Source organism: Streptomyces sp. NPDC091280 (assembly GCF_044768565.1).
In the GTDB taxonomy this organism is placed as follows: Bacteria; Actinomycetota; Actinomycetes; order Streptomycetales; family Streptomycetaceae; genus Streptomyces.
The window spans coordinates 439,994-465,572 of sequence record NZ_JBIVUZ010000006.1; the positions used below are offsets into that span (position 1 = coordinate 439,994).

General features: G+C 71.2%; 24 protein-coding genes. 14 read left to right on the top strand and 10 right to left on the bottom strand.

From position 1 onward, the window contains the following. Positions 1 to 77: 77 nt before the first annotated feature. Both ACIQPR_RS20805 and ACIQPR_RS20810 read left to right on the top strand, forming a co-directional pair. Positions 78 to 854: a GNAT family N-acetyltransferase gene (locus ACIQPR_RS20805; RefSeq protein ID WP_403650382.1), complete on the top strand. Its 777-nt coding sequence runs from the start codon at positions 78 to 80 to the stop codon at positions 852 to 854. A 58-nt stretch (positions 855 to 912) separates the two neighbouring features. Next, positions 913 to 1,842, top strand: coding sequence for an NAD-dependent epimerase/dehydratase family protein (locus ACIQPR_RS20810; protein ID WP_403650384.1), 930 nt, complete (start codon positions 913 to 915; stop codon positions 1,840 to 1,842). Positions 1,843 to 1,997: 155 nt separating this feature from the next. Here the strand turns inward: ACIQPR_RS20810 and ACIQPR_RS20815 are convergent, their stop codons facing one another. Further along, a complete protein-coding gene (locus ACIQPR_RS20815; RefSeq protein ID WP_403650386.1) occupies positions 1,998 to 2,261 on the bottom strand; it encodes a GlsB/YeaQ/YmgE family stress response membrane protein in 264 nt (87 codons plus the stop codon). Between the two features lie 229 nt (positions 2,262 to 2,490). Between ACIQPR_RS20815 and ACIQPR_RS20820 the strand changes: the two genes are divergently transcribed. Then, the gene (locus tag ACIQPR_RS20820; RefSeq protein WP_403650388.1) at positions 2,491 to 3,915 is read left to right on the top strand and encodes a hydrolase; all 1,425 of its coding nucleotides are present in this window, start codon (positions 2,491 to 2,493) and stop codon (positions 3,913 to 3,915) included. Here ACIQPR_RS20820 and ACIQPR_RS20825 read toward each other — a convergent pair. Then, positions 3,902 to 6,655, bottom strand: coding sequence for a glycosyl hydrolase 2 galactose-binding domain-containing protein (locus tag ACIQPR_RS20825; RefSeq protein ID WP_403650637.1), 2,754 nt, complete (start codon positions 6,653 to 6,655; stop codon positions 3,902 to 3,904). The genes ACIQPR_RS20820 and ACIQPR_RS20825 overlap by 14 nt on opposite strands. Before the next feature lie 102 nt (positions 6,656 to 6,757). Then, positions 6,758 to 7,942 carry an ROK family protein gene (locus ACIQPR_RS20830; protein ID WP_403650639.1) on the bottom strand — a complete coding sequence of 395 codons (1,185 nt, stop codon included), beginning with the start codon at positions 7,940 to 7,942 and terminating at the stop codon, positions 6,758 to 6,760. A gap of 141 nt (positions 7,943 to 8,083) precedes the next feature. Between ACIQPR_RS20830 and ACIQPR_RS20835 the strand changes: the two genes are divergently transcribed. The 3 genes from ACIQPR_RS20835 to ACIQPR_RS20845 all read left to right on the top strand — a co-directional run bounded on the left by ACIQPR_RS20835 (position 8,084) and on the right by ACIQPR_RS20845 (position 11,246). Beyond that, positions 8,084 to 9,532 carry an APC family permease gene (locus ACIQPR_RS20835; protein ID WP_403650390.1) on the top strand — a complete coding sequence of 483 codons (1,449 nt, stop codon included), beginning with the start codon at positions 8,084 to 8,086 and terminating at the stop codon, positions 9,530 to 9,532. An 88-nt stretch (positions 9,533 to 9,620) separates the two neighbouring features. Then, positions 9,621 to 10,382, top strand: coding sequence for a phosphotransferase (locus tag ACIQPR_RS20840; RefSeq protein ID WP_403650392.1), 762 nt, complete (start codon positions 9,621 to 9,623; stop codon positions 10,380 to 10,382). A 93-nt stretch (positions 10,383 to 10,475) separates the two neighbouring features. Then, positions 10,476 to 11,246 (top strand): ArsR/SmtB family transcription factor, encoded by a 771-nt coding sequence (locus ACIQPR_RS20845; RefSeq protein ID WP_403650641.1) that lies wholly within the window; start codon positions 10,476 to 10,478, stop codon positions 11,244 to 11,246. 28 nt (positions 11,247 to 11,274) lie between these two features. Here the strand turns inward: ACIQPR_RS20845 and ACIQPR_RS20850 are convergent, their stop codons facing one another. Together ACIQPR_RS20850 and ACIQPR_RS20855 are read right to left on the bottom strand one after the other, a co-directional pair. Then, positions 11,275 to 11,715, bottom strand: coding sequence for an SPW repeat protein (locus tag ACIQPR_RS20850; protein ID WP_403650394.1), 441 nt, complete (start codon positions 11,713 to 11,715; stop codon positions 11,275 to 11,277). Between the two features lie 89 nt (positions 11,716 to 11,804). Continuing rightward, entirely contained in the window at positions 11,805 to 12,407 is a 603-nt protein-coding gene (locus ACIQPR_RS20855; RefSeq protein WP_403650396.1) for a sigma-70 family RNA polymerase sigma factor, read from the bottom strand. 157 nt (positions 12,408 to 12,564) lie between these two features. Here ACIQPR_RS20855 and ACIQPR_RS20860 point away from each other — a divergent pair, with 157 nt between their 5' ends. Continuing rightward, positions 12,565 to 13,548 (top strand): MerR family transcriptional regulator, encoded by a 984-nt coding sequence (locus tag ACIQPR_RS20860; RefSeq protein WP_403650398.1) that lies wholly within the window; start codon positions 12,565 to 12,567, stop codon positions 13,546 to 13,548. Here the strand turns inward: ACIQPR_RS20860 and ACIQPR_RS20865 are convergent. Beyond that, complete coding sequence (locus ACIQPR_RS20865; protein ID WP_403650400.1) at positions 13,537 to 14,910, bottom strand: cryptochrome/photolyase family protein; 1,374 nt, start codon at positions 14,908 to 14,910, stop codon at positions 13,537 to 13,539. The two genes, ACIQPR_RS20860 and ACIQPR_RS20865, sit on opposite strands and share 12 nt — an antisense overlap. Positions 14,911 to 15,089: 179 nt before the next feature. On the opposite strand from ACIQPR_RS20865, the gene ACIQPR_RS20870 reads away from it, so the two are divergent. After that, a complete protein-coding gene (locus tag ACIQPR_RS20870; RefSeq protein WP_403650402.1) occupies positions 15,090 to 15,278 on the top strand; it encodes a hypothetical protein in 189 nt (62 codons plus the stop codon). Between the two features lie 42 nt (positions 15,279 to 15,320). On the opposite strand, the gene ACIQPR_RS20875 is transcribed toward ACIQPR_RS20870, so the two are convergent. Next, positions 15,321 to 16,256, bottom strand: a complete 936-nt coding sequence (locus ACIQPR_RS20875; protein WP_403650404.1) for a LysR family transcriptional regulator — start codon at positions 16,254 to 16,256, stop codon at positions 15,321 to 15,323. A 143-nt stretch (positions 16,257 to 16,399) separates the two neighbouring features. On the opposite strand from ACIQPR_RS20875, the gene ACIQPR_RS20880 reads away from it, so the two are divergent. The 5 genes from ACIQPR_RS20880 to ACIQPR_RS20900 all read left to right on the top strand — a co-directional run bounded on the left by ACIQPR_RS20880 (position 16,400) and on the right by ACIQPR_RS20900 (position 20,733). Further along, positions 16,400 to 16,477: a putative leader peptide gene (locus ACIQPR_RS20880; protein ID WP_351520955.1), complete on the top strand. Its 78-nt coding sequence runs from the start codon at positions 16,400 to 16,402 to the stop codon at positions 16,475 to 16,477. Positions 16,478 to 16,595: 118 nt separating this feature from the next. Continuing rightward, positions 16,596 to 17,717, top strand: coding sequence for a dimethylsulfone monooxygenase SfnG (sfnG, locus tag ACIQPR_RS20885; RefSeq protein WP_403650406.1), 1,122 nt, complete (start codon positions 16,596 to 16,598; stop codon positions 17,715 to 17,717). A 30-nt stretch (positions 17,718 to 17,747) separates the two neighbouring features. Continuing rightward, a complete protein-coding gene (gene ssuE / locus ACIQPR_RS20890) occupies positions 17,748 to 18,302 on the top strand; it encodes an NADPH-dependent FMN reductase (protein ID WP_403650408.1) in 555 nt (184 codons plus the stop codon). A 5-nt stretch (positions 18,303 to 18,307) separates the two neighbouring features. Further along, on the top strand, positions 18,308 to 19,528 hold the full coding sequence (locus ACIQPR_RS20895) for an SfnB family sulfur acquisition oxidoreductase (protein WP_403650410.1): 1,221 nt from the start codon (positions 18,308 to 18,310) through the stop codon (positions 19,526 to 19,528). Between the two features lie 62 nt (positions 19,529 to 19,590). Next, complete coding sequence (locus ACIQPR_RS20900) at positions 19,591 to 20,733, top strand: LLM class flavin-dependent oxidoreductase (protein ID WP_403650412.1); 1,143 nt, start codon at positions 19,591 to 19,593, stop codon at positions 20,731 to 20,733. A 49-nt stretch (positions 20,734 to 20,782) separates the two neighbouring features. Here the strand turns inward: ACIQPR_RS20900 and ACIQPR_RS20905 are convergent, their stop codons facing one another. The 3 genes from ACIQPR_RS20905 to ACIQPR_RS20915 form a co-directional block, all read right to left on the bottom strand. Next, positions 20,783 to 21,811, bottom strand: a complete 1,029-nt coding sequence (locus tag ACIQPR_RS20905) for an acyl-CoA dehydrogenase family protein (RefSeq protein ID WP_403650414.1) — start codon at positions 21,809 to 21,811, stop codon at positions 20,783 to 20,785. A 102-nt stretch (positions 21,812 to 21,913) separates the two neighbouring features. After that, positions 21,914 to 23,611: a purine-cytosine permease family protein gene (locus ACIQPR_RS20910; RefSeq protein ID WP_403650416.1), complete on the bottom strand. Its 1,698-nt coding sequence runs from the start codon at positions 23,609 to 23,611 to the stop codon at positions 21,914 to 21,916. A 213-nt stretch (positions 23,612 to 23,824) separates the two neighbouring features. Further along, entirely contained in the window at positions 23,825 to 24,907 is a 1,083-nt protein-coding gene (locus tag ACIQPR_RS20915) for a substrate-binding domain-containing protein (RefSeq protein WP_403650418.1), read from the bottom strand. Between the two features lie 111 nt (positions 24,908 to 25,018). On the opposite strand from ACIQPR_RS20915, the gene ACIQPR_RS20920 reads away from it, so the two are divergent. After that, positions 25,019 to 25,531, top strand: a complete 513-nt coding sequence (locus ACIQPR_RS20920) for a MarR family winged helix-turn-helix transcriptional regulator (protein WP_403650420.1) — start codon at positions 25,019 to 25,021, stop codon at positions 25,529 to 25,531. Positions 25,532 to 25,579: the final 48 nt, after the last annotated feature.

Sequence of the window (25,579 nt, forward strand, 5' to 3'; positions counted from 1 at the left end):
CGCCCCTCCCGGCCGCGCCACGCCCCCCGGCGCGTAATCCCGTTGCCCGGTCCGCCCGCGGATGTTGAAGTGGGCGCATGGATCATGCCGAGGTACTCGCCCGCCACGACCGCGACCTGCGCCAGGGCGCCCGACCGGACGGGCCCGGTGCCCGCGTCGAGCGGACCGGGGGAGTGGTGCGCCACGTCGCCGACGCGGAGGGCTGGAGCGGCATCCTGTGGACGGACCTGGACGAGACCGACGCCGACGCGGCGATCGCCGAGCAGATCGCCTACTTCACCGGCCTCGGCCGCGACTTCGAGTGGAAGCTCTACGGCCACGACCTGCCGACGGACCTCGGACAGCGGCTGACGGCGGCCGGGTTCACGGCCGAACCGCAGGAGACCCTGATGATCGGCGAGATCGCCGAACTCGCCCTCGACGCCGAACTCCCGGACGGCATCCGCCTGTTGCCCGCCACCGACCGCGCGGGCGTCGACCTCGTGGCCGACGTCCACGAGAAGGCCTTCGGCACGGACGGCTCCCGGCTGCGCGCGAGCCTGCTCGACCAGCTCGCCGCCACCCCGGACACGGTCGTCGCGGTCGTCGCCCTGGCCGGAGACGAACCGGTGAGCGCGGCGCGGATGGAGCTCGTCCCCGGCACCCCGTTCGCCGGTCTGTGGGGCGGCGGCACGGTGGAGGGCTGGCGGGGCCGGGGCATCTACCGCGCCCTGGTCGCCCACCGCGCCCGCATCGCGGCCGACCGCGGCTACCGCTATGTCCAGGTCGACGCCTCCGACCAGAGTCGCCCCATCCTCGAACGCCTCGGCCTCGCCCCGCTCACCACGACCACGCCGTATCTGTACGAGCCGTAGAACCCGCAGGTCAGCGGTGCGATGTCACATTCGCGCCGACCCGATCCGTCGCACCGGTATGACGACGAATCCGAGCGGGCACAGCCCGCGGAACATCCTCCTCGCGGGCGCCGGCGGCGTACTGGGCCGGCATGTCACCAAGGCCCTCACCGACGCCGGTCACCGGGTCACCGGCCTCGGCCGGGGGCCGGACAACGACATCGGCGCCGACCTCATGGACCGCGACGCGCTGCTCCGCGCGGTCGACGGCCACCACTTCGACACGGTGATCCACGCGGCGACCGCCCTGCGCAAGGCACCCCTGCGCCATCGCGACATGCACGCCACCAACGCGCTCCGCGTCGAGGGCACCGCCCACCTCGTCGAGGCCGCGCGGGCGGTCGGCGCCCGCCGGTTCATCGCCGAATCGATGGTCTTCGGCTACGGCTACGGCGACTTCGGCCCCCGACCGCTGACCGAGGGCGACCCCTTCGGCCCGCGCGGCACCACGCCGGAACTGGAGCGGCACATCGCGGGCATGCGCACCAAGGAACAACTCACCCTCACCACACCGGGACTTGAGGGCATCGCCCTCCGCTTCGGCCTCTTCTACGGCCCCGGTGGCACCGACGCCGTCCTTCCCATGCTGCGCAAGCGGCAGTTGCCCGCTCCCGACGACCACGGCCGGGTCCTGCCCTGGGTCGAACTGACCGACGCGGCCCGCGCGGTGGCCGCCGCCGTCGTACACGGGAGGCCCGGGCAGGCGTACAACATCACTGATCGCACGCCGCTCGGCTTCCGGGCCCATGTCCTGTGCGTGGCACGGGAGTTCGGACTGCCCAAGCCGATGGCGCTGCCGCTGTGGGCGGTCCGCCCGATGGGGTACGCGCACACGATGATGGCGAGCAGTCAGCGCGTCTCCAGCGCGAAGGCCGAACGCGAACTGGGCTGGACGCCCGTGTACTCCTCCAGCCAGGAGGGCCTCGCCGCGCTCCGCGCCGCGCGCTGAGCGCCTCGGCGGGCCGGGCTGCGGATCGACGAGCGGGACGACGCGTGGTGCCCGGGGTTCTCCGGGAGGGACGCGTGCGGCGCGGGACCGGGCGGCGGGCTCGCGATGGCCTGCCGCCGCGCGGTCTCACGCGCGACACGCTGCCCGGCTCCCGCTCAGCGGCGCACCCTCGACCGGTCCAGCGCGGCGATGCCGACAGCGGCCAGCCCGATCTGGATGAGCCACTCGATCCAGTCGATGCCCTTCGTGTCGGCGACCCCCAGGCCCGAAGCGATCGCCGCGCCGAGCAGCGCGGCCACGATGCCGACCACGATCGTCAGCACGACGCCGATGTGCTGGCGCCCCGGAACGACGAGTCGTCCCAGTACGCCAATGATGATGCCGATGACGATGGCGCTGATGATGCCCGAGATCTCCATGTCCGCCCCTCTTTGTCGATGTCCTCGCTCTCACCTTGTGCCCACTGCGGGCCGACCCACTCCGGCGAGTTCTGTCGGCTGTTATTGCCGGGACTTTCTGTTCACCACCCCTTCATGCCATGTACCTTTCAATCGTTCAACGCGTGTAGAACTCCCCAACTACCGTTCTACGCGCGCAGATCAGGCGCCCGCACCGCACCTTTCCCATCCCCTCACGGAGGTTCGCCGGATGCTTGGATCCAGAAGATCCCGCCGCAGACTCACCACCGCCCTCGCCGGCCTGGGACTTTTCGTCACGGGGGCGGCCCTCCAGGTCACCACCACGGCCACGCCCGCGCACGCGGCCACCACGCACCGCGTCCTGTTCGACGACGGCCACGCCGAGGAGGCGGGCAACGCGGACTGGATCATCTCCACCAGCAAGCCCGACCCGCTGGCCGAGGACTCCTCCCCGTCCTCGGAGACGGACTGGACCGGGGCGCTGTCGTCGTGGGGCGTGGCCCTTCAGCAGACCGGCAGTTACAGCCTGAAGACCGCCACCAGCGCGCTCACGTACGGCGGTTCGTCGACGACCGACCTGTCGAACTTCGACACGCTGGTCCTGCCGGAGCCCAACACGCTGTTCACGACCGCCGAGAAGACCGCCATCATGACGTTCGTCCAGAACGGCGGCGGCCTCTTCATGATCTCCGACCACACCGGCGCCGACCGCAACAACGACGGCTACGACGCGGTCGAGATCCTCAACGACCTGATGACCAACAACAGCGTCGATTCGACGGACCCGTTCGGGTTCTCCATCGACTCCCTCGACATCAGCTCCGGCTACCCCGCCGCGATCAGCGACAGCAGCAACGCGGTCCTGAACGGCTCCTTCGGCACGGTCACCAAGAGCCTGATCGCCGACGGCACGACGGCCACGCTGAAGCCCGCCGACAACGCGAACGTCAAGGGCCTGGTGTACCGCAGCGGTTACTCCGGCAACACGGGCGCGTTCTTCGCGACCAGCACCTTCGGCAGCGGTCGCGTCGCGTTCTGGGGCGACAGCTCACCGATCGACGACGGCACCGGCCAGTCCGGCAACACGCTCTACGACGGCTGGAACGACACCGGCGCCACCAACGCCGCCCTCGCCCTCAACGCCACCGCCTGGCTGGCCGGTGACGGGAGCAGCAGCGGTGGCGGCGGAGGCAGCGGCACGTGCACCGCCGCCCAACTGCTCGGCAACCCCGGCTTCGAGTCCGGCAACACCACCTGGACCGCCAGCAGCGGTGTCATCACCAACTCCAGCAGCGAGGCCGCCCGCACCGGTTCCTACAAGGCCTGGCTCGACGGCTACGGATCGGCCCACACCGACACCCTGTCGCAGTCGGTGACCATCCCGTCCGGCTGCTCCGCCACCCTCAGCTTCTATCTGCACATCGACACGGCGGAGACCACCACCAGCACCGCCTACGACAAACTGACGGTCACTGCCGGATCCACCACCCTGGCCACGTACTCGAACCTGAACGCGGCCTCCGGATACGTCCTGAAGTCCTTCGACGTCTCCTCGCTGGCCGGCACCACCGCCACCATCAAGTTCAGCGGCGTCGAAGGGTCCACCCTCCAGACGTCCTTCGTCATCGACGACACCGCGCTCAACGTGAGCTGAGCCGTCCGGACGGTCCCGGCGAGCCCGCCGGGACCGTCCGCTCCGGCGTGTTCCAGCCGGAGACCCGCACCCGGGGCGACGACCCGTGCAGTTCTGACGTCCGGTAGGTCACCGTCAGCGTCCTCGACTCCCCGGGCCACAGGCTCACTTCGTTGTCGGACCACGTCACCGGCAGCACCGGCCGACCCGCCGCGTCCACGAGATGGACGTCGGTGAGGAGCGAAGGAGTCCTCCCCTTACCGGAGTTGCGCACCGTGACCGTCGTGGTCGAAGTGCCGTCCGGTCCCGCCGAGGTCGACGCGGTCGCCGAAACCGGCACGCTCGCCATCGAGTCGAGCCCCTTGAGATCGGCGTAGCTCGTCGTCGGCGTGTGGTACCAGTCGGTGTGCGCCCAGTCGAGCGTGTCGGGCCTGGTGGAGAGCCAGTACACGTTCCGGCTCACCTCCGCGCCGGACGCGTCGGTCAGCGTCAGCCGCACCAGGTACGTCGTCGACAGCCCGGCCACCGACGAGGGCAGGGTGAGCACGGTGCGGTGCGCGCCACCGCCGGCGACCGTGACCCCGGCCGCCCGCCGGTCGTACCTCTGCGTGCCGTCGGTGTCGAACAGCGTGGCCCGCGCGGTGAGCCGACGCGCGGACGCGTTCCGGTTGTTCACCACGACCACCGAGCGGTCGTCGTAGGAGTACTGGACGTGCAGCGGTTCGTTCGCCTTCTTCGCGCCGAAGTACGCGCCGCCCTGGTCGAGGTAACGGTCCGTCAACTGCCAGTGCAGGGAGGTCCAGCCGCTGTTGAACATCCAGTAGACGACTCCGGTCGCCGGTTTCGTGGCGTCGGTGGCGTTGCGCCCGTACGCCTCGAACTGGGCGCGCACGTTCTCGTACTGGGCGAGCTGGGCCTTGCGCACGTAGTCGGTGAGGCCCGTCGGCGGGCCGTAGCGGCCGGTGAGGGCGGTGTCGTAGATCTTGAGGGTGTTGAAGACCGGTGACGGGGAGCGGTGGTACTGCTTGGCGCCCGGGTCCTTCCAGAGGGTGGCCAGTTCGGCCGGGGTCATCATGCGGCGCAGGGTGTCGAGGGTGGGGATGTCGGGGCCCGCGCTGGTCTCGGAGTTGAAGCCGGTGGCGCCGCCCTCGCGTTTGGCGTACCAGTAGCCCGGCGGGACCCAGTCGTAGGGGCCGGTCATCTTCATGCCCGAACTGCCGCTGATCGGCGCCGAGTTGTCGGAGGCGGCGGCGACCACCGGGGTCCTCCAGTCGGCGGCCCTCAGCGCGTCGACGTAGATCTTCTCGATCCTCGCGTCGGGGGCGAAGTCGCTGCCGACGAGGAAGGAGATCACGCTCGGGTGGTCGCGCAGCCGGGCGGCCTCGGCGGCCATCGACGCCTCGGCGACCGGGTAGTCGGCGGCCGTCCACCTCTCGCCGGTCTCGTCGCCGTTGACCTGGCCCTCCCACTTGTCGCAGCACTCCCAGCCGGGGAGGGTCAGGATGCCGTAGCGGTCGGCCAGGTCGAAGAACTCGTCCGGCTCGATGTGCCCTTCCAGCCGGATGGTGTTGAGGCCCAGGTCGAGGGCGTACTTCAGCCGGTCCTCGGTATAGGTCCGGTCCCAGCGCAGGAACTCGTCGGGCGACCAGCCGCCGCCCTTGATCAGCAGCTTGCGGCCGTTGATCCGGTACTGGCGGTCGCCCGCGGAGTTCAGCGGGGCCCGGACGTCGCGGATGCCGAAGGTCCGGTGCGCGGTGTCGGAGGGGACGCCGTTCACGGAGGCGGTGAGATCGAGACCGTAGAGCGGCTGGCCGCCCATGCCCGCCGGCCACCACACCTTCGGGGAGTCCAGGTGGACGGCGAAGGTGACGGTCTTCGTCCGGTGGGCGGCGAGGGAGACGGTCGTGGCGAAGGACTTGCCGCCGACGTTGCCGCCGACCCGCGCGGTGACGGGCGCGCCCGAGTCGTTGCGGGCCAGTGCCTTGACCGTCAGGTCGGCGCTGGCGAGCGACGGGACGGCCAGCGCGGTCACCACATGCGCGTCGCGCAGGGCGACCGGGCCGCCGCGGCGGACCAGGACGTCACGGACGATGCCCATGTTCTGGTCGGGCGGCGGCTGGAGCCAGTCGATCCAGCCCATGGTGAGGTTCTTGTCCGGGTCGTTCGGCCGGATGCGGAAGGCGACCGTGTTGGTGCCGGGGCGGACGAGCGAGGTGACGTCCAACTCGTGCTGTGTATAAGCGCCGTTGACGTCGGCGGCCCGCGCGATCCGCTTGCCGTCGAGATAGACGTCGGCCGCCGAGATCACCCCGCTGAAGTCGAGGTAGGTGCGCTTGGCGCGGTCGGTGACCGTGAAGTCGGCGCGGTACCACCAGGGGACCTGGAAGGCGGCCTTGGGGATCTTCCGCTGGTCGGTCGAGTGGAAGGGGTCGGGGTACACGCCGTCCGCGATCAGGGCCGCGAGGACCGTCGAGCGCGCGCCGGCCGGGTACCAGCCGGTCGTCCGGTAGCCGGGGGAGGAGACGGCCGCGGGGGAGTCGGTGACCTCGGCGGAGGACCGGATCGCGTAGCCGGACAGCGGGGTGGCGGCCCCGGCGTCCGCGCGTACGGCGGTCACCGGGGCCTGCGCGGAGGGGCGCGGGGACGGCTCCCGGGCTCCCGCCCAGGCGCCGCCGCTGAGCGTGCCCAGCAGTCCGAGGGTGAGCGCGGCCGTGGCGAGACGGCCCCTGAGCAGGGGGTGGACGGCGGGGCGGTGGAACACGGGGGTCTCCAGCCTCGTCAAGTTAGGAAACTTTACTAACCGCGTCCGAAGGTAGGGCGGCGCATGGGCCGTGTCAATCACCGTTGCCCGTGGGCGAGTTGTTCAGGACGCCGAATGGCGCTCGAAGACGAGGTCCCGGGCCGTGCCCAGCGCGGTGGCCACCGCGCCCAGCAGCACCGCGTCCTCGCCCAGCGCGCTCGGCACGATCTTCGGCCGCAGCGGGGTGAGCGCGCGCAGGTTCTCCCGCACCGGGCGCAGCAGCAGATCCACGCTGTGCCCGACCCCGCCGCCCAGGACGACCAGGTCCGGATCGAGCACGGCCGCGGCGGCGGCCACCGTGTGCGCGATCCGCTCGCCCTCCAGCTCGACCGCCTTGGCGGCGGCGGGATCTCCCCGCCGGGCCGCGTCGAACACCGCCTTCGCGGTGAGCTGCTGCCCGCTCATGCCGAACATCCGGGCCGCCTCGACGACGGCCACCCCGGACACGGCGTCCTCCAGCGTCTCCGGCTTCTGCCGCCCCGGCCACGGCAGGAACCCGATCTCCCCGGCCCCGCCGTGCGCCCCCGTGAACAGCCGTCCCTCGCTGACCACGCCCATGCCCAGGCCGGTGCCGATCATGATGTACGCGAACAGCCGGCTGCCCGCGCCCACGCCGTACGTGTACTCGCCCAGCGCGGCGAGATTGGCGTCGTTGTGCACCTCCAGCGGGACGCCCAGTTCCTCGCGCATCCGGTCGAACAGCCCGGCCCGGCCCCACCCGGGCAGATGCATCGCGTACCGCACCCGCCGCCGCTGCTCGTCGTAGACACCCGGCGTGCCCACCACGGCGTGCACCACCGCGGCCGGCGCGACCTCGGAGTTCGCCACGACCTGGTGCGCGGTGGCGACCACCAGCTCGGCCATCGCGCCCGAGCTGCGGGCCCGGTTGCGGACGTCCGCGCGGGCCACCACCTCGCCGTCCAGATTGGCCACCGCGACCCGCAGCCAGCCGCGCCCGACGTCGATCCCGAGCGCGTAGCCGGCGGCCGGGTCGGGGGCGTAGAGCACGGCGGTCCGGCCGCGCTCGGGGGCCCGGGTGCCGACCTCGTGGACCAGTCCCGCCTGCGCGAGCGCGGCGAGCGCGCTGGAGACCGTCGGCTTCGACAGGCCGGTGTCGCGGGCCAGCTGGGCGCGCGAGGCGGGACCGGCGGCGCGCAGCCGGTCGAGCAGCAGCCGCTCGTTCGCGCTCCGCAGCCGCTGCCGGCTCCAGGGCTGTTCGTGCTGCTCTACGGCGTCGCTGGCGGGCATCGCACCATTCTCACTCATCGGGGACACCCTCTTGACGAGTCAAGTAAGGCTCCTTAACTTTATCGCCCAGTCAGCCACCGGATGCCGGCCCGCACGCCGCACCCCGCTTCCCTCGCGCCACGCACCCCTCCAGGAGCCCCCATGTCCGGTAGTCCGCCCCCAGAAGGCGGCTTCGTCCGTCGCGTCGGCCTCTTCCAGGCCACCGCCATCAACATGAGCCAGATGTGCGGCATCGGGCCGTTCGTCACGATCCCCCTGATGGTCGCCGCGTTCGGCGGCCCGCAGGCCGTCATCGGCTTCGTCGCGGGCGCGCTCCTCGCCCTCGCCGACGGACTCGTGTGGGCCGAACTGGGCGCCGCGATGCCCGGCTCCGGCGGCAGCTACGTCTATCTCCGCCAAGCCTTCCAGTACCGCACGGGCCGACTGATGCCGTTCCTGTTCGTCTGGACGGCGATGCTCTTCATCCCGCTGATCATGTCGACCGGCGTGGTCGGCTTCGTGCAGTACCTCGGCTACCTGGCACCGGACCTGGGCAAGACGTCCGGCGACCTCATCGGCCTCGGCGTGATCGCCCTGGTCGTCCTGCTCCTGTGGCGCGGCATCGAGAACATCGCCCGCATCACCGCCGTGATGTGGACCGTGATGATCGCCTCGGTGTTCCTGGTGATCCTGGCCGCCGCCACCCACTTCAGCGGCCACCTCGCCTTCACCTACCCCGCGCACGCCTTCGACCTGGGCAGCAACCACTTCTGGCTCGGCTTCGCGGGCGGCCTCACCATCGGCATCTACGACTACCTCGGCTACAACACCACCGCCTACATGGGCGCCGAGATCAAGGACCCCGGCCGCACCCTGCCGCGCTCCATCCTCTTCTCGATCGTCGGCATCATGGCGATCTACCTCATGCTCCAGATCGGCACGCTCGGGGTCATCGACTGGCACCGCATGACCAACCCGAACGACATCGCCTCCTCCTCCGTGGCCTCGGCGGTGCTGGAGAAGACCTGGGGCAAGGGCGCCGCCGACACGGTCACCGTCCTCATCCTGATCACCGCCTTCGCCTCCGTCTTCACCGGCCTGCTCGGCGGCTCCCGGGTGCCCTACGACGCGGCCCGCGAACGCGTCTTCTTCCGCCCCTACGCCAAGCTGCACCCCAAGCACCGCTTCCCGATGCTGGGCCTGGCCACCATGGGCGTGATCACCGCGATCGGCTTCCTGATCGGCCGCCACACCGACCTCGCGACCCTGATCCAACTCCTCACCACGGTCATGGTCATCGTCCAGGCGCTGGCCCAGATCATCGCCCTCACAGTTCTGCGCACACGCCAGCCGACGCTCCGCCGCCCCTACCGCATGTGGCTCTACCCCGTGCCGAGCATCGTCGCCTTCGTCGGCTGGTGCGTGATCTACGGCTACGCCGACAAGAACTCCCCGGGCCGCCACCCCATCGAGTGGTCCCTCGCCTGGCTCGCCCTGGGCTGTGTCGCCTTCGTCGGCTGGGCCCGCTTCGAGAAGGTCTGGCCGTTCGGCCCGAAGGAGATCACGGAGGAGTACCTCACGGAGGCGGTACCCGAACCCGCCGCGCCCTGACGGCCGTTGACGCGTCCCGTCGCGGGCGGCACCGCGCCCGCGACGCCGGAGGAGGTGACCGGCTCCCGTACGCTCCCCGGCGATACTCGTGCGGTCGAACGGATTCGGGGAGGCGGGCAGCGTGCGGGAGTCGGCGCTCGGCGGAGGCGCGGTCAACGAGGTCGTAAGGGTCGGGGCGACCGTACGCCGTACTCCCTCCGAACGGTCGCGGTACGTGGGCGAGTTGCTCGTACTGTTCGAGCGGCGGGGGTGGACCGGGGCGCCGCGCCTCCTCGGCAGGGACGAGCGGGGGCGGGAGGTGTTCCGGTACATCGAGGGCCGGGCGGCCGTCACCCCAGGCGAACGGTCCGCCGCCCGGAGCGACGACACCCTGATCCGGATGGCACAACTCCTGCGCGCCTGCCACGACTTGACCCACGGCACACCGCAGGCCGGCGATCAGGACGTCGTCTGCCACAACGACCTGGCCCCCAAGAACACCGTCTACGACACCGCGTGGCGCCCGCTGGCCTTCGTCGACTGGGATCTCGCCGCCCCGGGCGAGCGCGTCCACGACGTCGCCCACGTCTGCTGGCAGTACCTGGACCTCGGCCCGGGTGTCACCGATGTGCGCGAGGCGGCACGCCGGATCGCGCTGATCTGCGAGGCGTACGGCCTCGACGACACCGGTCGGCTCCTCGACACGGTCCTGTGGTGGCAGGACCGGTGCGCGCGAGGCATCGAGGCCGGTGCCGGGCGCGGCGAGCCGGCCATGGCCCGGCTGCGGGCGAGCGGCGCCGTGGACGAGATCCGGGCCGCGCGGGACTGGGTGGCCGCCCACCGCCGTGAGCTGGGCGTTCTCCTGACCTGAGAGGTACACGTGCCGAGCCGTCGATACGCCCGCCTTGACATGCAGGTAATTACCTGCATAACGTTGAGTGTGCGATCCGGAGACGACTCGGACATGGACGCGGTCTTCAAGGCGCTGGCCGACGAGACCCGCAGACGGCTGCTGGACCGGCTGCACGAGCACAACGGGCAGACGCTCGGCGAGCTGTGCGGAAGCATCGACATGACCCGCCAGTCGGTGACCCAGCATCTCGCCGTCCTGGAGGCCGCCAACCTGGTCGGCACGGTGCGGCGCGGCCGGGAGAAGCTGCACTACCTCAACCCCGTACCGCTGCACGAGATGCAGGAGCGCTGGATCGACAAGTTCGAGCGCCCGCGCCTGCGCGCGCTGGGCGCCCTGAAGCGACGAGCCGAGGAAGCCATGGCCGACAAACCGACTTTCGTCTACGTCACCTACATCGCGAGCACCCCCGAGAAGGTCTGGGACGCCCTCACCGACGCCGATCTGACCGCCGCCTACTGGGGCCACGGCAATGTGTCCGACTGGCGACAGGGCTCCCGCTGGGAGCATGTGCGCACCGACGGTTCCGGCATCGCCGACGTCGTCGGGACCGTGGTCGTGAGCGACCGCCCGAACCGCCTGGTCACCACGTGGACGGCACCGGAGGACGAGGGGCGGGAGGAGACGTACTCCCGCGTCACCTACGACATCCGGCGGCACGAGGACATCGTGCGCCTCACCGTCACCCACGAGGACCTCGCCGACGAGGGCGAACTCTCCGACGTGTCCGGCGGCTGGCCGGCCGTGCTGTCCAACCTCAAGTCCCTGCTCGAAACCGGCAGCCCCCTCCCGCAGTCGCCGTGGCTGGTGCCGGGCGACCACTGAAGGGGGCGTGGCTTCCTCTCCTGACCGGCTACGGTTTGGGAGTGCTGCGCGACGCCGTGGCGGCACACACGATGCCCATCAGCACGGCCAGACCGCCGATGATGACGTTGTTCAGGATGACGCCCTTGTCGGGGCTGCTGCCCACGATCCACGGCGAGACGATCATCCAGACACCCAGGGCGCTCATCGCCCAGCTGAGGCCGTACATGCGCTCGGGTGCCCTGGTGAACCCGAGGGCCAGCAGACCGATCGCGATGCCGACGATCAGGTTGTGCGGTACGAGCGCCGGCTGGCTCGTCGTGTAGTGGAGTATCCACGGGGACACGGCGCAGTACAGACCGAGCAGGAACACCGGTCCGTCCACGAGTGCCACATCGCGTCCGCCGAGCATGCGGGCGTAGCGCGCCTGCATTTCGGAGACATCAGGGTGGCTCGTTATGTCACCTCTGGTGTGCGAGACGTTGGCCATGACTCGTCTCCTTTGACTTGCTGGCCCGACCGCGTCTGGTGCGGTGTGCGGTAAAAGCCGCTTACTCCATTCTGCTCCTTATTCACCCTTTATGTGTAGTGGTCAGCCGGTTCGCCCTGGCGGAGACTGCGGCGCAGCTGGTGGAGCCCGCGACGGGCATGGCTCTTGACCGTGCCCAGCGGCCAGCCGGTGCGCCGCGCGATCTGGGTCTGGGTGAGGTCCTCGTAGTACGTCAGCCGCAGCACCCGCTGTTGGGGCGCCGGCAGCCGGGCCAGTTCACTCAGCACGAGGACCCGGTCGAGCGCGGCGTCGGGCCGGTGGGCGGCGGGATCGGCGACATGCAGGGCGGCCCCGGCGGCGGCCACGAGATGCAGCCGGCGGGTCCTGGCGGACAGCGCGTCGGCGATCGTGCGCCGCGTGATGCCGACGATCCAGCCGCCCATCGTGCCGCGCTCGGGACGGAACCCCAGCCGTCCGCGCCACACCCCGAGAAACACCTGCTGGGTCACGTCCTCGGCCTCCTTGACGTCCCCCAGCGAGCGCCAGGCCAGCGTGTGCACCAGCGCCGACCAGCGGTGGTACACGGCGGCCAGACACTCCTCGTCGCCCGCCGCCAGCCCCCTGGCCAGTTCCTCGTCGGTGCGCGGTCCGGCCACCGGGCCCGGACGGACGGCGCTGTGCTGCGGGCCCATGACGACGGCTCCTCACCTCGGACGGCGACCGCCCGCGCCGGGCGCTCGGCGCCACGGCGGTGGGGGACGTCTGCCGGGACATGCCCCGGTTCGTCCATCCTGGGAGCCGCGGATCAAGCCATCAACTCGCATCGATTCTGCGTCGTATAGTCACGGGATGAGCGAGTTGCCCGCCGACCGCGACACGGCGCACCGGTCCGCCGCCGAAGTCCCCCTGACCACAGGCGCGTTGGCCCGCAGACTGGGCGTGGCACCCACCACGCTGCGGTCCTGGGAGCGGCGCTACGGCATCGGACCCGCCGTGCGCGCCGAGGGACGGCACCGGCGCTGGACCGCACCCGACGTGGCACTGCTGGAGGAGATGTGCCGGCTGACCTCGGCGGGCGTACCACCGGCGGAGGCGGCCCACGCGGCGCGCGAGGCGGCCGGCGCGCGGTCGGAGCCCCCGGTCCGGGCCCCCGGCCGTTCGCGGGCGGCCGGCACCCTGCCCCTCGGCGATGTGCGCCAGGAGTGCCGGGGCCTGGCCCGCGCCGCCGTCCGGCTCGACTCACCGGCCGTCGAACGCCGGCTCGCCGACGCCGTCGACCGGTACGGCGTGGTCGTCGCCTGGCAGGAGGTGATGGCGCCGACCCTGCACGCGGTGGGGCGCAAGTGGGCCTCGTCCGGGGACCGTTACGTCGAGGTGGAGCACCTGCTGTCCTGGCAGGTCTCCACCGCCCTGCGTCGGCACGGTGGTGCCCGCGCCCGGCAGCCGGACGCCCCGCCCGTCGTCCTGGCCTGCGTACCCGGCGAACAGCACACCTTGCCGATCGAGGCGCTGAACGCGGCGCTCGGCGAACTCGCCCTGCCCACCCGGATGTTCGGCGCCGCCGTGCCCGCCGAGGCACTCACCGCGGCGGTGCGCAGACTGGGACCCGCGGCCGTCGTCCTGTGGGCACAGGCCCGCTCCACGGCGAGCCTCCCGCTGGCCCGGCACGTCGCCGACCTCCGCTGGGGGGTCAAGGGGGCCCGGCGACAGCCCTCGGTGGTACTGGCCGGCCCCGGCTGGTCCGGCACCTCGGCGCGGGGCGCGGTCCGGCCGACGACACTCACCGACGCCGTGGACCTGCTGTCGGCGGCCTACCGGGCCTCAGTCACCTGACCGCCCGCGCCGGAACCGCGCCAGCCCGTCGGACAGTTCGACGATCGGATCCGGATAGTCGCCGAGCGCGATCCGCTCAAGTCCCCTGAGCTTCCACGGCTCCTGCACCAACGGCCCCTCCACCTCGGCGAGTTCGGGCACCCAGCGGCGGACGTACACACCGTCCGGGTCGTGCCGCTTGGCCTGGGTGACGGGATTGAGCACGCGGTTGGGCCGCGAGTCGGTGCCGGTGCCCGCCATCCACTGCCAGTTGAGCTGGTTGTTTGCCACGTCCCCGTCGACCAGCAGATCGAGGAAGTGCCGGGCACCGACCCGCCAGTCCACGTACAGCGTCTTGGTGAGGAAGCTCGCCGTCAGCAGCCGTCCCCGGTTGTGCATCCAGCCCTCGTGGCGCAGCTGGCGCATCGCCGCGTCGATCAGCGGATAGCCGGTACGGCCCTCCTTCCAGGCCGCGATGTCCTCGCGGGCCGCGACCTCGGAACGCCAACGGTCGTGCTTCGTACGGTAGTCGGCGCTCGCCGCCACCGGCCGGGCCGCCAGGACCTGGCGGTGGAAGTCCCGCCAGGCGAGCTGCCGTACGAACGCCTCGGCGCCGGGCCCGGGCGACCGCCGGGCCCGGTGGACGAGTTCGACGGGGGAGAGGGTGCCGAAGTGCAGATGCGGGGAGAGGCGGGAAGTGGCGTCCCCGGCCAGGTCGTCGTGGATGTCCTCGTACCCGGCGATCCCGTCGCGCAGCCAGCGGCCCGAGACCTTCCGGGCCTCCGTCTCCCCGCCGCTCGCCAGGCCCGGGGAGAGATCCGCGACCCCGGCACGCGAGGGCAGTTCCTCTGAACCGACACCCTCGGGGACCCGCACGGTGCGCGGTGCGGCGAGCGGGGCGCGCAGGTGGACTCCGGACCACTGCCGGAAGTACGGCGTGAACACCGCGAAGTGGTCCGAGGAGGCGGGGGTCACCGCACCGGGGGCGACCGCCGTGGTCACCGTGTCGTGGACGTGCAGCCGCCGCCCCTCCGCCTCCAGCGCCCGCCGCAGCCGCTGCTCGCGCCGCTGCGCGTAGCCGCTGACGTCGCCCGCCATGTGCACCTCGTCCGCGTCGGTCTCGGCGGCCACTTTGCACACCTCGTCGACCACGTCACCGGAGCGCACCACCAGCCGGCCGCCCCGCTCGCGCAGACCCGCGTCGAGATCGCGCAGACAGTCGGCGAGGAACGCCAGCCGGTTGGGCGCGCCGAAACCGGCCTGCGCCACACCCCGGTCGCGCACGAACAGGGGCACCACCTGACGGGCCCCGTCGGCGGCCCGCAGCGCGGGATGGTCGTGCAGACGCAGGTCCGAGGTGAACAGGACGACCGAGACGTTCATGGTGCGCACTCCGGGAGAGGGGAAAAGGCGGCCGTGAGGTGCTTCCGGCCGGGCACCCCCGACGGATGCGGCCGTCCCCCGACCGGTGGACGCCCCTCCCCGGAGCGGTGCCGCGCATGTCACCGCCGATCGGGGGCAGACGCATGGTCACGGCGGTCCCCGCGGGGAGCCGAAGGACGATGCCGGAGGTGGCTGCGGACATGGTTGCGAAGGTGTTGGAGCGGTTTCCGGCGGGAGCCCCGCGCGGATCATGGCCCGCCGAGGAGTTCGCGGCCCGGCGCCGCGCCGAGGGACAGCCCGCCAAGGTCGTCATGGACCTGAAGTCCGACGCGTTCCTCGTGGTGGTCCCGGCGGGCGACGAGGACTGACGGCGCGTCGCACCGGCCTCAGGACCGGGCGTCGTACGGGCCTCAAGACCAGGAGTCGCACCGGCCTTGGGACCGGGCGCCGCCCAGCTCGCCCGCCCGGCGCACGAACGCCTCGTGCAGATCCCCGGCCGCCTGCGGCACCGACTCCGCGCGCCGGCGGCGCAGCACCAGCAGCACCCGGGCGGTGTCGCCCGCGATCGGCCGGTAGGTGATCGCACCGAGCCGCTCCAGCGGGTCCCCGACCACACTGAAGTCCGGCAGGACCGTCACCCCCAGCCCCTCCGCGACCATCAGCTTGCCCATCTCGGCGCCATCGGTCGAATACGCGAAGGCCGGGCCGCGCCCGTCGAGCAGCCGGTGCACGTAGCGGTGCATCACATAGCCGGACCGCATCCCGATCAGCGGCTCGGCGAGCAGGTCCTCCACCGTCACGGTCGGCCGGGCCGCCAGCGGGCTGTCCGGACGGACGCACACCACCGGCAGCCCGGACAGCAGCTCGGTGGACTCGAACTCGGCCGGCATGTCGTCACCGTCGAGGTGATTGACCAGCCCGAGGTCGAAACCGCCCTCCGCCAGCGCCCGGTGGATGTCCGTCTGCTGCGCGCCGACCACCTCGACCTGGGTGAGCGGATGCGAGGCGCGGAACTCCCGGACGACGGGCAGCAGCAGCGGCACGGTCGCCGCGTTCACCGTGCCCACCCGCACCATGCGACTGATCCGGTGCCGCTCGCCCGCCGCCGCCCGCAGCCGGTCCACCGCGTCCAGCACGTCGACGATCTTCGGCAGCAGCTCCCGCCCCGCCGCGCTCATCGTCGCGCCCGTTCTCTTCCGCTCCAGGAGATCGACCCCCAGTTCGCGTTCGAGATTGCGCACGGTCTCGCTCAACGCGGGCTGCGACAGGCGCAGTTCGTCGGCGGCCCGGCGCAGTGAGCCGAGCCGGGTCACGGCCGCGATGTATTCCAGCTGTTCGGTCCGCATGCCCGCAGAATGCGGCCGAATTCGCGGACCGTTCAAGGGTTTCCCTGTCACACCTTCGTGAAATTCAATGGTCCGCGATACGAGACCGGTCGGGTTTTCCTTGACGCTCCTCGCAATCGGCTGCCACGATCGAGGGCATGATGATGCGACTGGACCTCACGCGGCGACGCCACGTCGACCTCGCGCGCGTCTCCAGCGCCTCCTGTTGCACCGCGGCCTGATCCCCCACCTCTTCCGCCCGATCCGCCGCTCTCCCTCCGCTCCCGCCTGATATCCGTCGGAATTCGCTCCGGCCGGATTCGGCGTGCCCGGAAACATATTCCGCAACAGGAGTTCGCCATGCCCGCAGCGCCCGTGAAATTCGCCTACTGGGTCCCCAACGTCAGCGGGGGACTCGTCACCAGCAAGATCGAGCAACGCACCGACTGGAGCTACGAGTACAACCGCGAACTCGCCGTCCTCGCCGAGAACAACGGCTTCGAGTACGCGCTCAGCCAGGTCCGCTACATGGCCAGCTACGGCGCCGAGTACCAGCACGAGTCGACCAGCTTCAGCCTCGCCCTCCTCCTCGCCACCCAGCGGCTGAAGGTCATCGCCGCCGTCCACCCCGGCCTCTGGCACCCGGGCGTCCTCGCCAAACTCGGCGCCACCGCCGACCACTTGTCCAACGGCCGGTTCGCCGTCAACGTCGTCTCCGGCTGGTTCAAGGGCGAGTTCACCGCACTCGGCGAACCCTGGCTGGAGCACGACGAGCGCTACCGCCGCTCCGAGGAGTTCATCGAGGCGCTGCGCCGGATCTGGACCGAGGACCACACCGAACTCGCCGGGGACTTCTACCGGTTGCGCGACTTCTCGCTCAAGCCCAAGCCCCTCAACACCCCTGAACGCCCGCACCCCGAGATCTTCCAGGGCGGCAACTCCACCGCCGCCCGCGCGATGGCCGGCCGGGTCTCCGACTGGTACTTCTCCAACGGCAAGGACTTCGACGGCGTCACCGAACAGATCGCCGACGTCCGCCGCTCCGCCGCCCAAGTCGCCCGCACCGCGCCGAAGTTCGGCCTCAACGGCTTTCTCATCGCCCGCGACACCGAGGCCGAGGCCCGCGACACGCTCCGCGAGATCGTCGCCAAGGCCGACCGCGAGGCCGTCGAGGGCTTCGGCGCCGCGGTCAAGCAGGCCGGACAGTCCGCCGCCGACGGCAAGGGCATGTGGCAGGACTCCACGTTCGAGGACCTCGTGCAGTACAACGACGGCTTCCGTACGGGGCTCATCGGCACCCCCGAGCAGATCGCCGAACGCATCGTCGCCTACCGCAGGCTGGGCGTCGACCTTCTCCTGCTGGGCTTCCTGCACTACCACGAGGAGGTCGAGTACTTCGGCAAGCGGGTCCTGCCCCTCGTGCGCGAACTGGAGGCCCAACTCCCCGACACCGAGGCCGAGTCCGTCTCCCTGCCCGCCTGACCGCCCCGCAGCAGACCCGAAAGAGGACCCATGGCCACCGTCCTGTCCGTCTCCGGCAGCCCCTCCGTCTCCTCCCGCACCAACCGGCTCCTGCGCCACCTGGACCAGCGGCTGATCGCCCAGGGACACGAGGTGATCCCGCTCGACGTCCGCACCGTCCCCGCCGAGGCCCTGCTCGGCGCGGACTTCCGCCACCCGGCGATCGTCGAGGCGACCGAACTGTTCGCCCGCGCCGACGGCGTCGTCGTAGGCACCCCCGTCTACAAGGCCTCCTACTCCGGAGTCCTCAAGGCGCTGTTCGACCTGCTCCCGCAGTACGCGCTCACCGGCAAGACCGTGCTGCCGCTGGCCACCGGCGGGTCCACCGCACATGTCCTGGCCATCGACTACGCGCTCCGCCCGGTGCTCAACTCCATGGGTGCCGCGCACATAGTCCAGGGCTGGTTCACCCTCGACAAGGACATCACCGTCCACGACGACGGCTCGCTCACCGTCGCCCCGGCCACCTCCGAGGCCCTCACCCAGGTGGTGGACCAGTTCTCGGCGGCCCTCGGCCGCACCCCGCTGCTCGCGGCGGCGAGCTGACCGCCATGACCGCCCCCGAGCCCACCCGCGAGCCCGGCCCCGGGACCGCCCATGTGATCGCCGACGACGCCGAGGCCCTCGTCCTCGCCGCCGCGCTCGCCGACGAGTTCCGTGCCGGGGCCTGTGCCCGCGACGCCGAACGCAGGCTCCCGCGCGCCGAGTTGGACCGGCTCTCCGCGTCCGGGCTGCTCGCCGTCACCGTACCCGCCGAGTACGGCGGCGCCGACGTGAGCGCGCGGACCCTCGCCGAGATCTTCCGGCTGCTCGGCTCCGCGGACGGCAGTCTCGCCCAGATCCCGCAGAGCCACTTCGCCTACGTCAATGTGATCCGCCGTCAGGGGACCGAGGAGCAGCGGAAGTTCTTCTTCGCCGAACTGCTCGCGGGCCGCCGTTTCGGCAACGCCCAGTCGGAGGCCGGCACCAAGCACGTCCAGGACATCCGCACCCGGCTGACCCGCCGGCCGGACGGCTCGTACCTCCTGACCGGCGTCAAGCACTACTCCACCGGGGCCCTCTTCGCCGACTGGATCCCCGTCCTCGCCCGGACCGAGGACGACAACCTGCATGTCGCCTACGTCCCGAGCGACGCCGAGGGGGTCACGGTCGTCGACGACTGGGACGGAATGGGGCAGCGCACCACGGCCAGCGGCACGGTCCGGCTGGAGGCGGTCCCCGTCCCGGCGGACCGTGTCCTGCCGCACCACCTCACCTTCGAGGGCCCCCAACTCCACGGCGCCGTGGCCCAGTTGCTGCACGCGGCCATCGACGCCGGAATCGCCGGGGGAGCGCTCGCCGAAGCGGCCGAGTTCGTCCGCACGAAGAGCCGTCCGTGGTTCGAGAGCGGACGGGAGACCGCCGCCGAGGACCCGCTGCTGATCCAGCGCTTCGGTGAACTCGCCGTCCTGACCAGGGCGTCCGAGGCCCTGCTGATCCAGGCGGCCCGGACCGTGGACGCGGCACGCGCCGGCCTGACCGACGACTCGGCGGCCGAGGCCTCCATCGCGGTGGCGGCGGCCAAGGTGCACGCGGCGCAGACGGCCGTGGAGGTCGCGGGCGCCCTCTTCGAGGTGTCGGGCACCCGCTCGGCGCTCAACTCACTGAACCTGCACCGCCATTGGCGCGACGCCCGCACCCACACGCTGCACGACCCGGCGCGCTGGAAGATCCAGCACATCGGCAGATACGTGCTGGGCGGCACCAGGCCGCCCCGCCACGGCCTCCTCTGAACCGCCCTCGCCCCGCCTTTGACCCGCCTTCAGGACAGTCCGGATCGATCGGAGAACCCCACGTGTCCCTCACCTTCCACTGGTTCCTCCCCACCAACGGGGACAGCCGCCATGTCGTCGGCGGCGGTCACGGCACCCCCGCCACCGCCTCCGGACGGGACCGGCCGCCGACGGTCGCCTATCTGAGCCAGATCGCCCGCGCGGCCGAGGACCTGGGGTTCGTGGGCGCCCTCACGCCCACCGGCGCCTGGTGCGAGGACGCGTGGCTGACCACCGCGATGGTCAGCCAGCACACCGAGCGGCTGAAGTTCCTGGTCGCCTTCCGGCCCGGCTTCGTCTCCCCGACGCTCGCCGCCCAGATGGCGTCCACGTTCCAACGCCAGTCCGGCGGACGGCTGTTGCTCAACGTCGTCACCGGTGGCGAGAGCCACGAGCAGCGGGCCTACGGGGACTTCCTCGACAAGGACGACCGCTACCGCCGTACCGGCGAGTTCCTGGAGATCGTCCGGCAGTTGTGGGACGGCAAGACCGTCGACCTGGCCGGTGAGCACCTGCGGGTCGAGGACGCGAAACTGGCGCGGCTGCCGGAGCCGGTGCCCGAGGTCTATTTCGGGGGATCGTCGCCGATCGCGGGCGAGATCGCGGCCAAGTACGTGGACGTGTACCTCACTTGGGGCGAGCCGCCGGCCCAGGTCGCCGAGAAGATCGCCTGGATCAGGGGTCTGGCGGCGAAGCAGGGGCGGACGCTGCGCTTCGGTATCCGGCTGCATGTCATCACCCGTGACACCTCGGCGGAAGCCTGGGCCGAGGCGAACCGGCTGCTCGAAGGGTTCGACTCCGAGACCGTGAAGTCCGTGCAGGCCGGGCTCGCGCGCAGCGAGTCCGAGGGACAGCAGCGGATGCTGGCCCTGCACGGGGGCGGCCGGGACGGACTGGAGATCCACCCCAACCTGTGGGCCGGGATCGGCCTGGTCCGGGGCGGCGCGGGAACGGCCCTGGTCGGCAGCCACGAGGAGGTCGCCGAGCGGATCAAGGAGTACGCGGCGCTGGGGATCGAGGAGTTCGTGCTGTCGGGGTATCCGCACCTGGAGGAGGCGTACTGGTTCGGCGAGGGCGTGCTGCCGAGGTTGGCCGCGGAGGGAATCTGGCGGCACCCGGCCGGCGAGCGGAGGTCCGCGGGCGCACAGGTGCCGTTCGCGAGCTGAGCGATCCGCGGTCACGATCGGTGTCGCGTCGTGACGGGGGGCGAGCGGACTACGAGGCGGCCAGGGCCTGCAAGTGGGCCGCCCTCGACTCCGCGGTCTGGCCCTGGACCAGCAGGAACAGGGCCTCCCTCGCAAGGCGTTGGGCCCTGCTCGTCAAGGACAGGGATCGGCCGCCGCCGGCCACCACGGCCGCCGTCGTGGTCTTCATCAGCACCTCGTAGGCCTGTGTCCTGAGGGCCAGTCGTTCGGCCAAGTACGCGTGCGGTACGGGGTGTTCGGCCAGGGCGTAGGCCTGTGCGCGTACCTCGTCGAGGCGGGCGCGGAGCGGGTCGGCGGTGTCGTCGTCGAGCAGGGCGAGCGCCGCCGCCGCGACTCCGAACACCGCCGGTGACGCGTTCGTCGGCTTCGGGCGGTCGTCCTTCGCCCACCGCGCGTACGGCACCCGCAGGGCCACCGCCTCCTCGGGGAGCCACAGGCCCTTCAGCTCCAGCGACACCGTCCGGGACGCGGTGAGGGCCGCCAGCCGCATCGGGGCCGAGGCCCGCAGCCCCGCCTGCTCCCGTGCCTCCGTGAACGCGAACAGCGCCTCGTCCGCGTCCGTCACCCCCGCGAGCAGCATCACGTCGTTCAGGCCCCAGCCCGTGTACCAGGGCACAGTCCCCTCGAACCGCCAACCGGCGCGCTCCCGCGTCACCCGCACCGGCACGCGCGGATACGCCCGCAGATGCGCGTAGGCCACCCCGGACATCAGCTCGCCGCGCGAGAGCGGGCCCAACAGGCTCTCCCGCACCGGCAGTTCGCTCTTCGCCAGGGTCATCACGGGCGTGTGGTGCTGTGTCTGCACGAACCACGTGGAGCAGCACGCCCCGGCCAGGATCTCCGCCGTCTCCCGCGCCACCGCGCCGGGTGCCGCCGAGCCGCCGTAGGACACGGGGGCGCTCACGCCCAGGAGACCGGAGCTCTTGATCGCCTCGATGTGGCTCGCCGGGACGCCCTCCTGGTCGACCTGTTCGGCGTGCGGGGCGAGGAGGTCGTCGGCCAGCAGTCGGGCGCGGGTGAGGAGATCGTGGGAGGTCATGGGGGTGATTCTGCCGATCGGCGGGCCCGGTCACGCGCGACGCTCCGGCCCGTGTCGCGGGACACGGGCCGGAGCGGTGGGGACGGGGTGGGACGCGGGGGGTCAGTCCGCCGAGCGGACGGCGGGCATCGCGAGATCGACCGGGCCGGTGGCGCCGGGGCCGGTCTTGCACGAGTCGTGGCAGTCCTTGTCCAGGCTGCAGCACAGGGAGCAGATCGCGCCTTCGTGGAAGGGGCAGTTGGCGACGTCGGGGCGCTCGAAGGCCGTCGCGCAGACCGCGCAGGTCAGCTCCACGGCCGAGGGCAGCCCGTCGGGGCCGAGCAGCGGCTCCGCCAGGTCGTCGAGGCGGGCGATGTAGTACTTGCCCTTGGTGAGGACCGCGAACAGGGGCGAGAGGACCATCGCCAGGAACAGGGCGATGAAGGGCGAGTACGCCTTGCCGTAGTCGCCGAAGGCCTCGAAGTACGCGGCGATGGAGACGGCCGAGGCGATGAGCATCGAGCCGAAGCCGACCGGGTTGAAGTTGTACAGGTGGGCGCGCTTGAACTCGATGTACGAAGGGCTCAGCTTCAGGGGCTTGTTGATGACGAGGTCGGCGACGACTGCGCCGATCCAGGCGATGGCCACGTTGGAGTAGAAGCCGAGGACCGTGTTGAGGAAGCCGAAGACACCGCCCTCCATCAGGGCCAGCGCGATGCCGACGTTGAGGAAGATGTAGACCACGCGGCCCGGGTGACGGTGGGTCAGCCGCGAGAAGAAGTTCGACCAGGACAGCGAACCGGAGTACGCGTTCGTCGAGTTGATCTTTATCTGGGAGAGGATCACGAAGAACGTGGCCAGGCCGAGGGCGACCGGAGCGGCGAAGGTCTTGAAGCCGTGCACGTACTGCTGGATGGGCTCGTTGGCCTTGGCCAGGCCCACGCTGCCGGCGATGTAGAAGGCGAGGAAGGCTCCGCCGATCTGCTTCGCCGCGCCGAGGACGACCCAGCCGGGTCCGGCGGAGAGTACCGCGCCCCACCACTTCTTGGCGTTCTGCGGGGTCTTGTCGGGCATGAAGCGCAGATAGTCGACCTGCTCGCCGATCTGCGCGATCAGCGACAGGGCCACGCCGGCGCCCGCGCCGACGCCGAGCATGCTGATGCCGGAGCCGGTGGGGGAGTTGCCCGCGAAGTGGGTGAACTGCGAGAACTTGCCGGGCTCCTGGATCGCGATGGACACGAACGGCGCGACCATCAGCACGAGCCACACCGGCTGCGTCCACACCTGCATCTTGGAGAGCGCGGTCATGCCGTAGATCACCAGCGGCAGGATGATCAGCGAGCAGATCAAGTAGCCGACGGCCAGCGGGATGTGGAGGCCCAGGTCGAGTGCCTGGGCCATGATCGAGCCTTCGAGGGCGAAGAAGATGAAGGTGAAGCTGGCGTAGATGACCGACGTGAGGGTCGAGCCGAGGTAGCCGAAGCCCGCGCCCCGGGTCAACAGGTCCATGTCGATCGAGTACTTGGCCGAGTAGTACGAGATCGGGATGCCGGTGAGGAAGATCGTCACCGCCGCCGCCAGGATCGCCACCATGGCGCTGGAGAAGCCGTTCGAGATCGCGATCGAGCCGCCGATGGCGAAGTCGGCGAGGTACGCGATGCCGCCGAGCGCGGTGGTGGCCACCACGTACGGCGTCCAGCGCCGGAAGGACTTCGGCGCGTAGCGCAGCGAGTAGTCCTCCAGTGTGTCGTTCTGCGCCCAGTCGTTGTAGGTCCGCCCGGCGGCCGTTGCCGGCGCCTCTTTGTCGACGATCTCCGTCACGACACTTCCCTCTTCCACGGGTGTGGGTCATCTCCCGGACGGCCCGGGGGAGTTGGACGGAAGAGTCACGCCGAATTGTTTCCCGGCCGTTTCGCACGCTTTAAATGAGCGAGCTTTCAAAATTCTATTGGCGACGCGCGTAGATTTAATCAATGCTTCCTGTAGAAACTATTCCTGGAGGAAGGTAGTCTCGGTCCTGGCAGGTGGGGGAGGTCAGAGTTGGGCGACGATGTCGAAGTCGAAGGCGTCCGCCCGCGCCAGATACAGCCGTTGGCGGAGGTGATTGCCGTGCAGGCGCAGTACGCCTCTGGGGCCCTCGTACGAGACCGTGCCGCCCACCGCGCACATGGCGCCCACATCGAGCGACCGGGCCCGTTCGGCCAGTGCCGCCAGCAGTCGTACGCCTTCGAAGCACGACTCGCCGAGGCTGCCCACGACGGGTGCCTCCACGCCGAACCGGGCCGCGTAACGCCCGCTGAAATCAAGGCTTTCGGCGGTGGCCAGGGTCTCGAAGTAGCCGGCCGCCGCCCACAGTCCCTCGGTGGCCTCCGCGCCGGTGGCCAGCAGGATGTTCTCGTCCATGTGCGTGCTCAGCCGCAGACACCGCTGATGCAACCCGTGGGCGGCGAACGCCCTGTTGAAGCGCGCCGCGTCGTCCCCGACCAGCAGCATCAGCACGGCGTCCGCCTCGCACCGCTCGACCCGGCGCAGGACCGGCCCGAACTCGTAGGTGCCCAGCGGGACGAAGACCTCGTCGCGCACCCGGCCGCCGCACTCCCGGGCGTAGCGGCGCGCGGCCCGTGCGGTGACGCGCGGCCAGACGTAGTCGTTGCCGACCGTGCACCAGCGGCGCGCGCCCGTCTCCTCCGCCAACAGGCGCATGGCGGGCAGCAGTTGGGCCGCGTCGGTCTCACCGGTCAGGAACACGCCGGGGGTGCGCTCGCCGCCCTCGTACTGCGCGGTGTAGACGTACGGCACCCGGCCCGCGATACGCGGCACCAGTGCCTTGCGGACCGCCGAGGTGTGCCAGCCGACCACCGCGTCGACCGCGCGCATCGCCACCAGCACCTCGACCTCGGCGGCCACCTGCTCCGCCGGGGCGCCGCCGTCCACCACGATCAGCCGGACCTCGCGGCCCAACACCCCACCGACGGCGTTGAGTTCCTCCACGGCGAGCTGCGCGGCCAGTTCGCAGGACGGTCCGAAGACACCCGCGGGACCGCGCAGCGGCACCACCAGTGCCACGACCAGAGTCCTGACCGGGCCGCTGATCCGCCCGGGCGGCAGGGAACGCACCAGACCACCTCCGTGAGGGCATGAGGGCACGGAAACCGGTCCCGGCCCCGGCGCCCTCGCAGAGGCTCGTAATCTGAACCGCACAGTAGACCTACCGGAAGGACAGCGGCAATGTCGTCCGTACCGTCGCCGGGCCTCGCCCATCTGCTCGCCCACGCCGAGCGGCGCCTGGGCCGGCGCATGGCCGCCGTGCTGGCCGAGGAGAACTGCCCGGTCGAGCGGTGGCGGGTCTTGTCGATCATCGCGGACGGCAAGGGTCATCCGATGACCGAGATCGCCGAGCAGGTCCTGATGCCCGCGCCGAGCCTGACCAAGCTGGTGGACCGGATGGTCGCCGACAACCTCGTCCACCGCCGCCCCGACAGCGCCGACCGCCGCCGCGTCCTGCTCCACCTCACCGCCCGGGGCCGCGCCCTCCACCAGCGCGCCGCCCACCGCCTCCTGGCCGACCAGACCCGGCTGCTGGACGCGATCGACGACCACGGCGACCTCGTACGACTGCTCGCGCGGCTCACGGCGGTCCTCGACCAGGAGCCCGCCGGGGAGCCTGCCGAGGAACATGCCGAGGGGGCCGCCGAAGGGGCCGCGGACGGCGCCGCGGAGAAAATCCTGCCGGTTTCCTGAGGCGCGGTGTCGATCCGGGGACATCGCGTTCGTGTAGGAGGTGAGAGC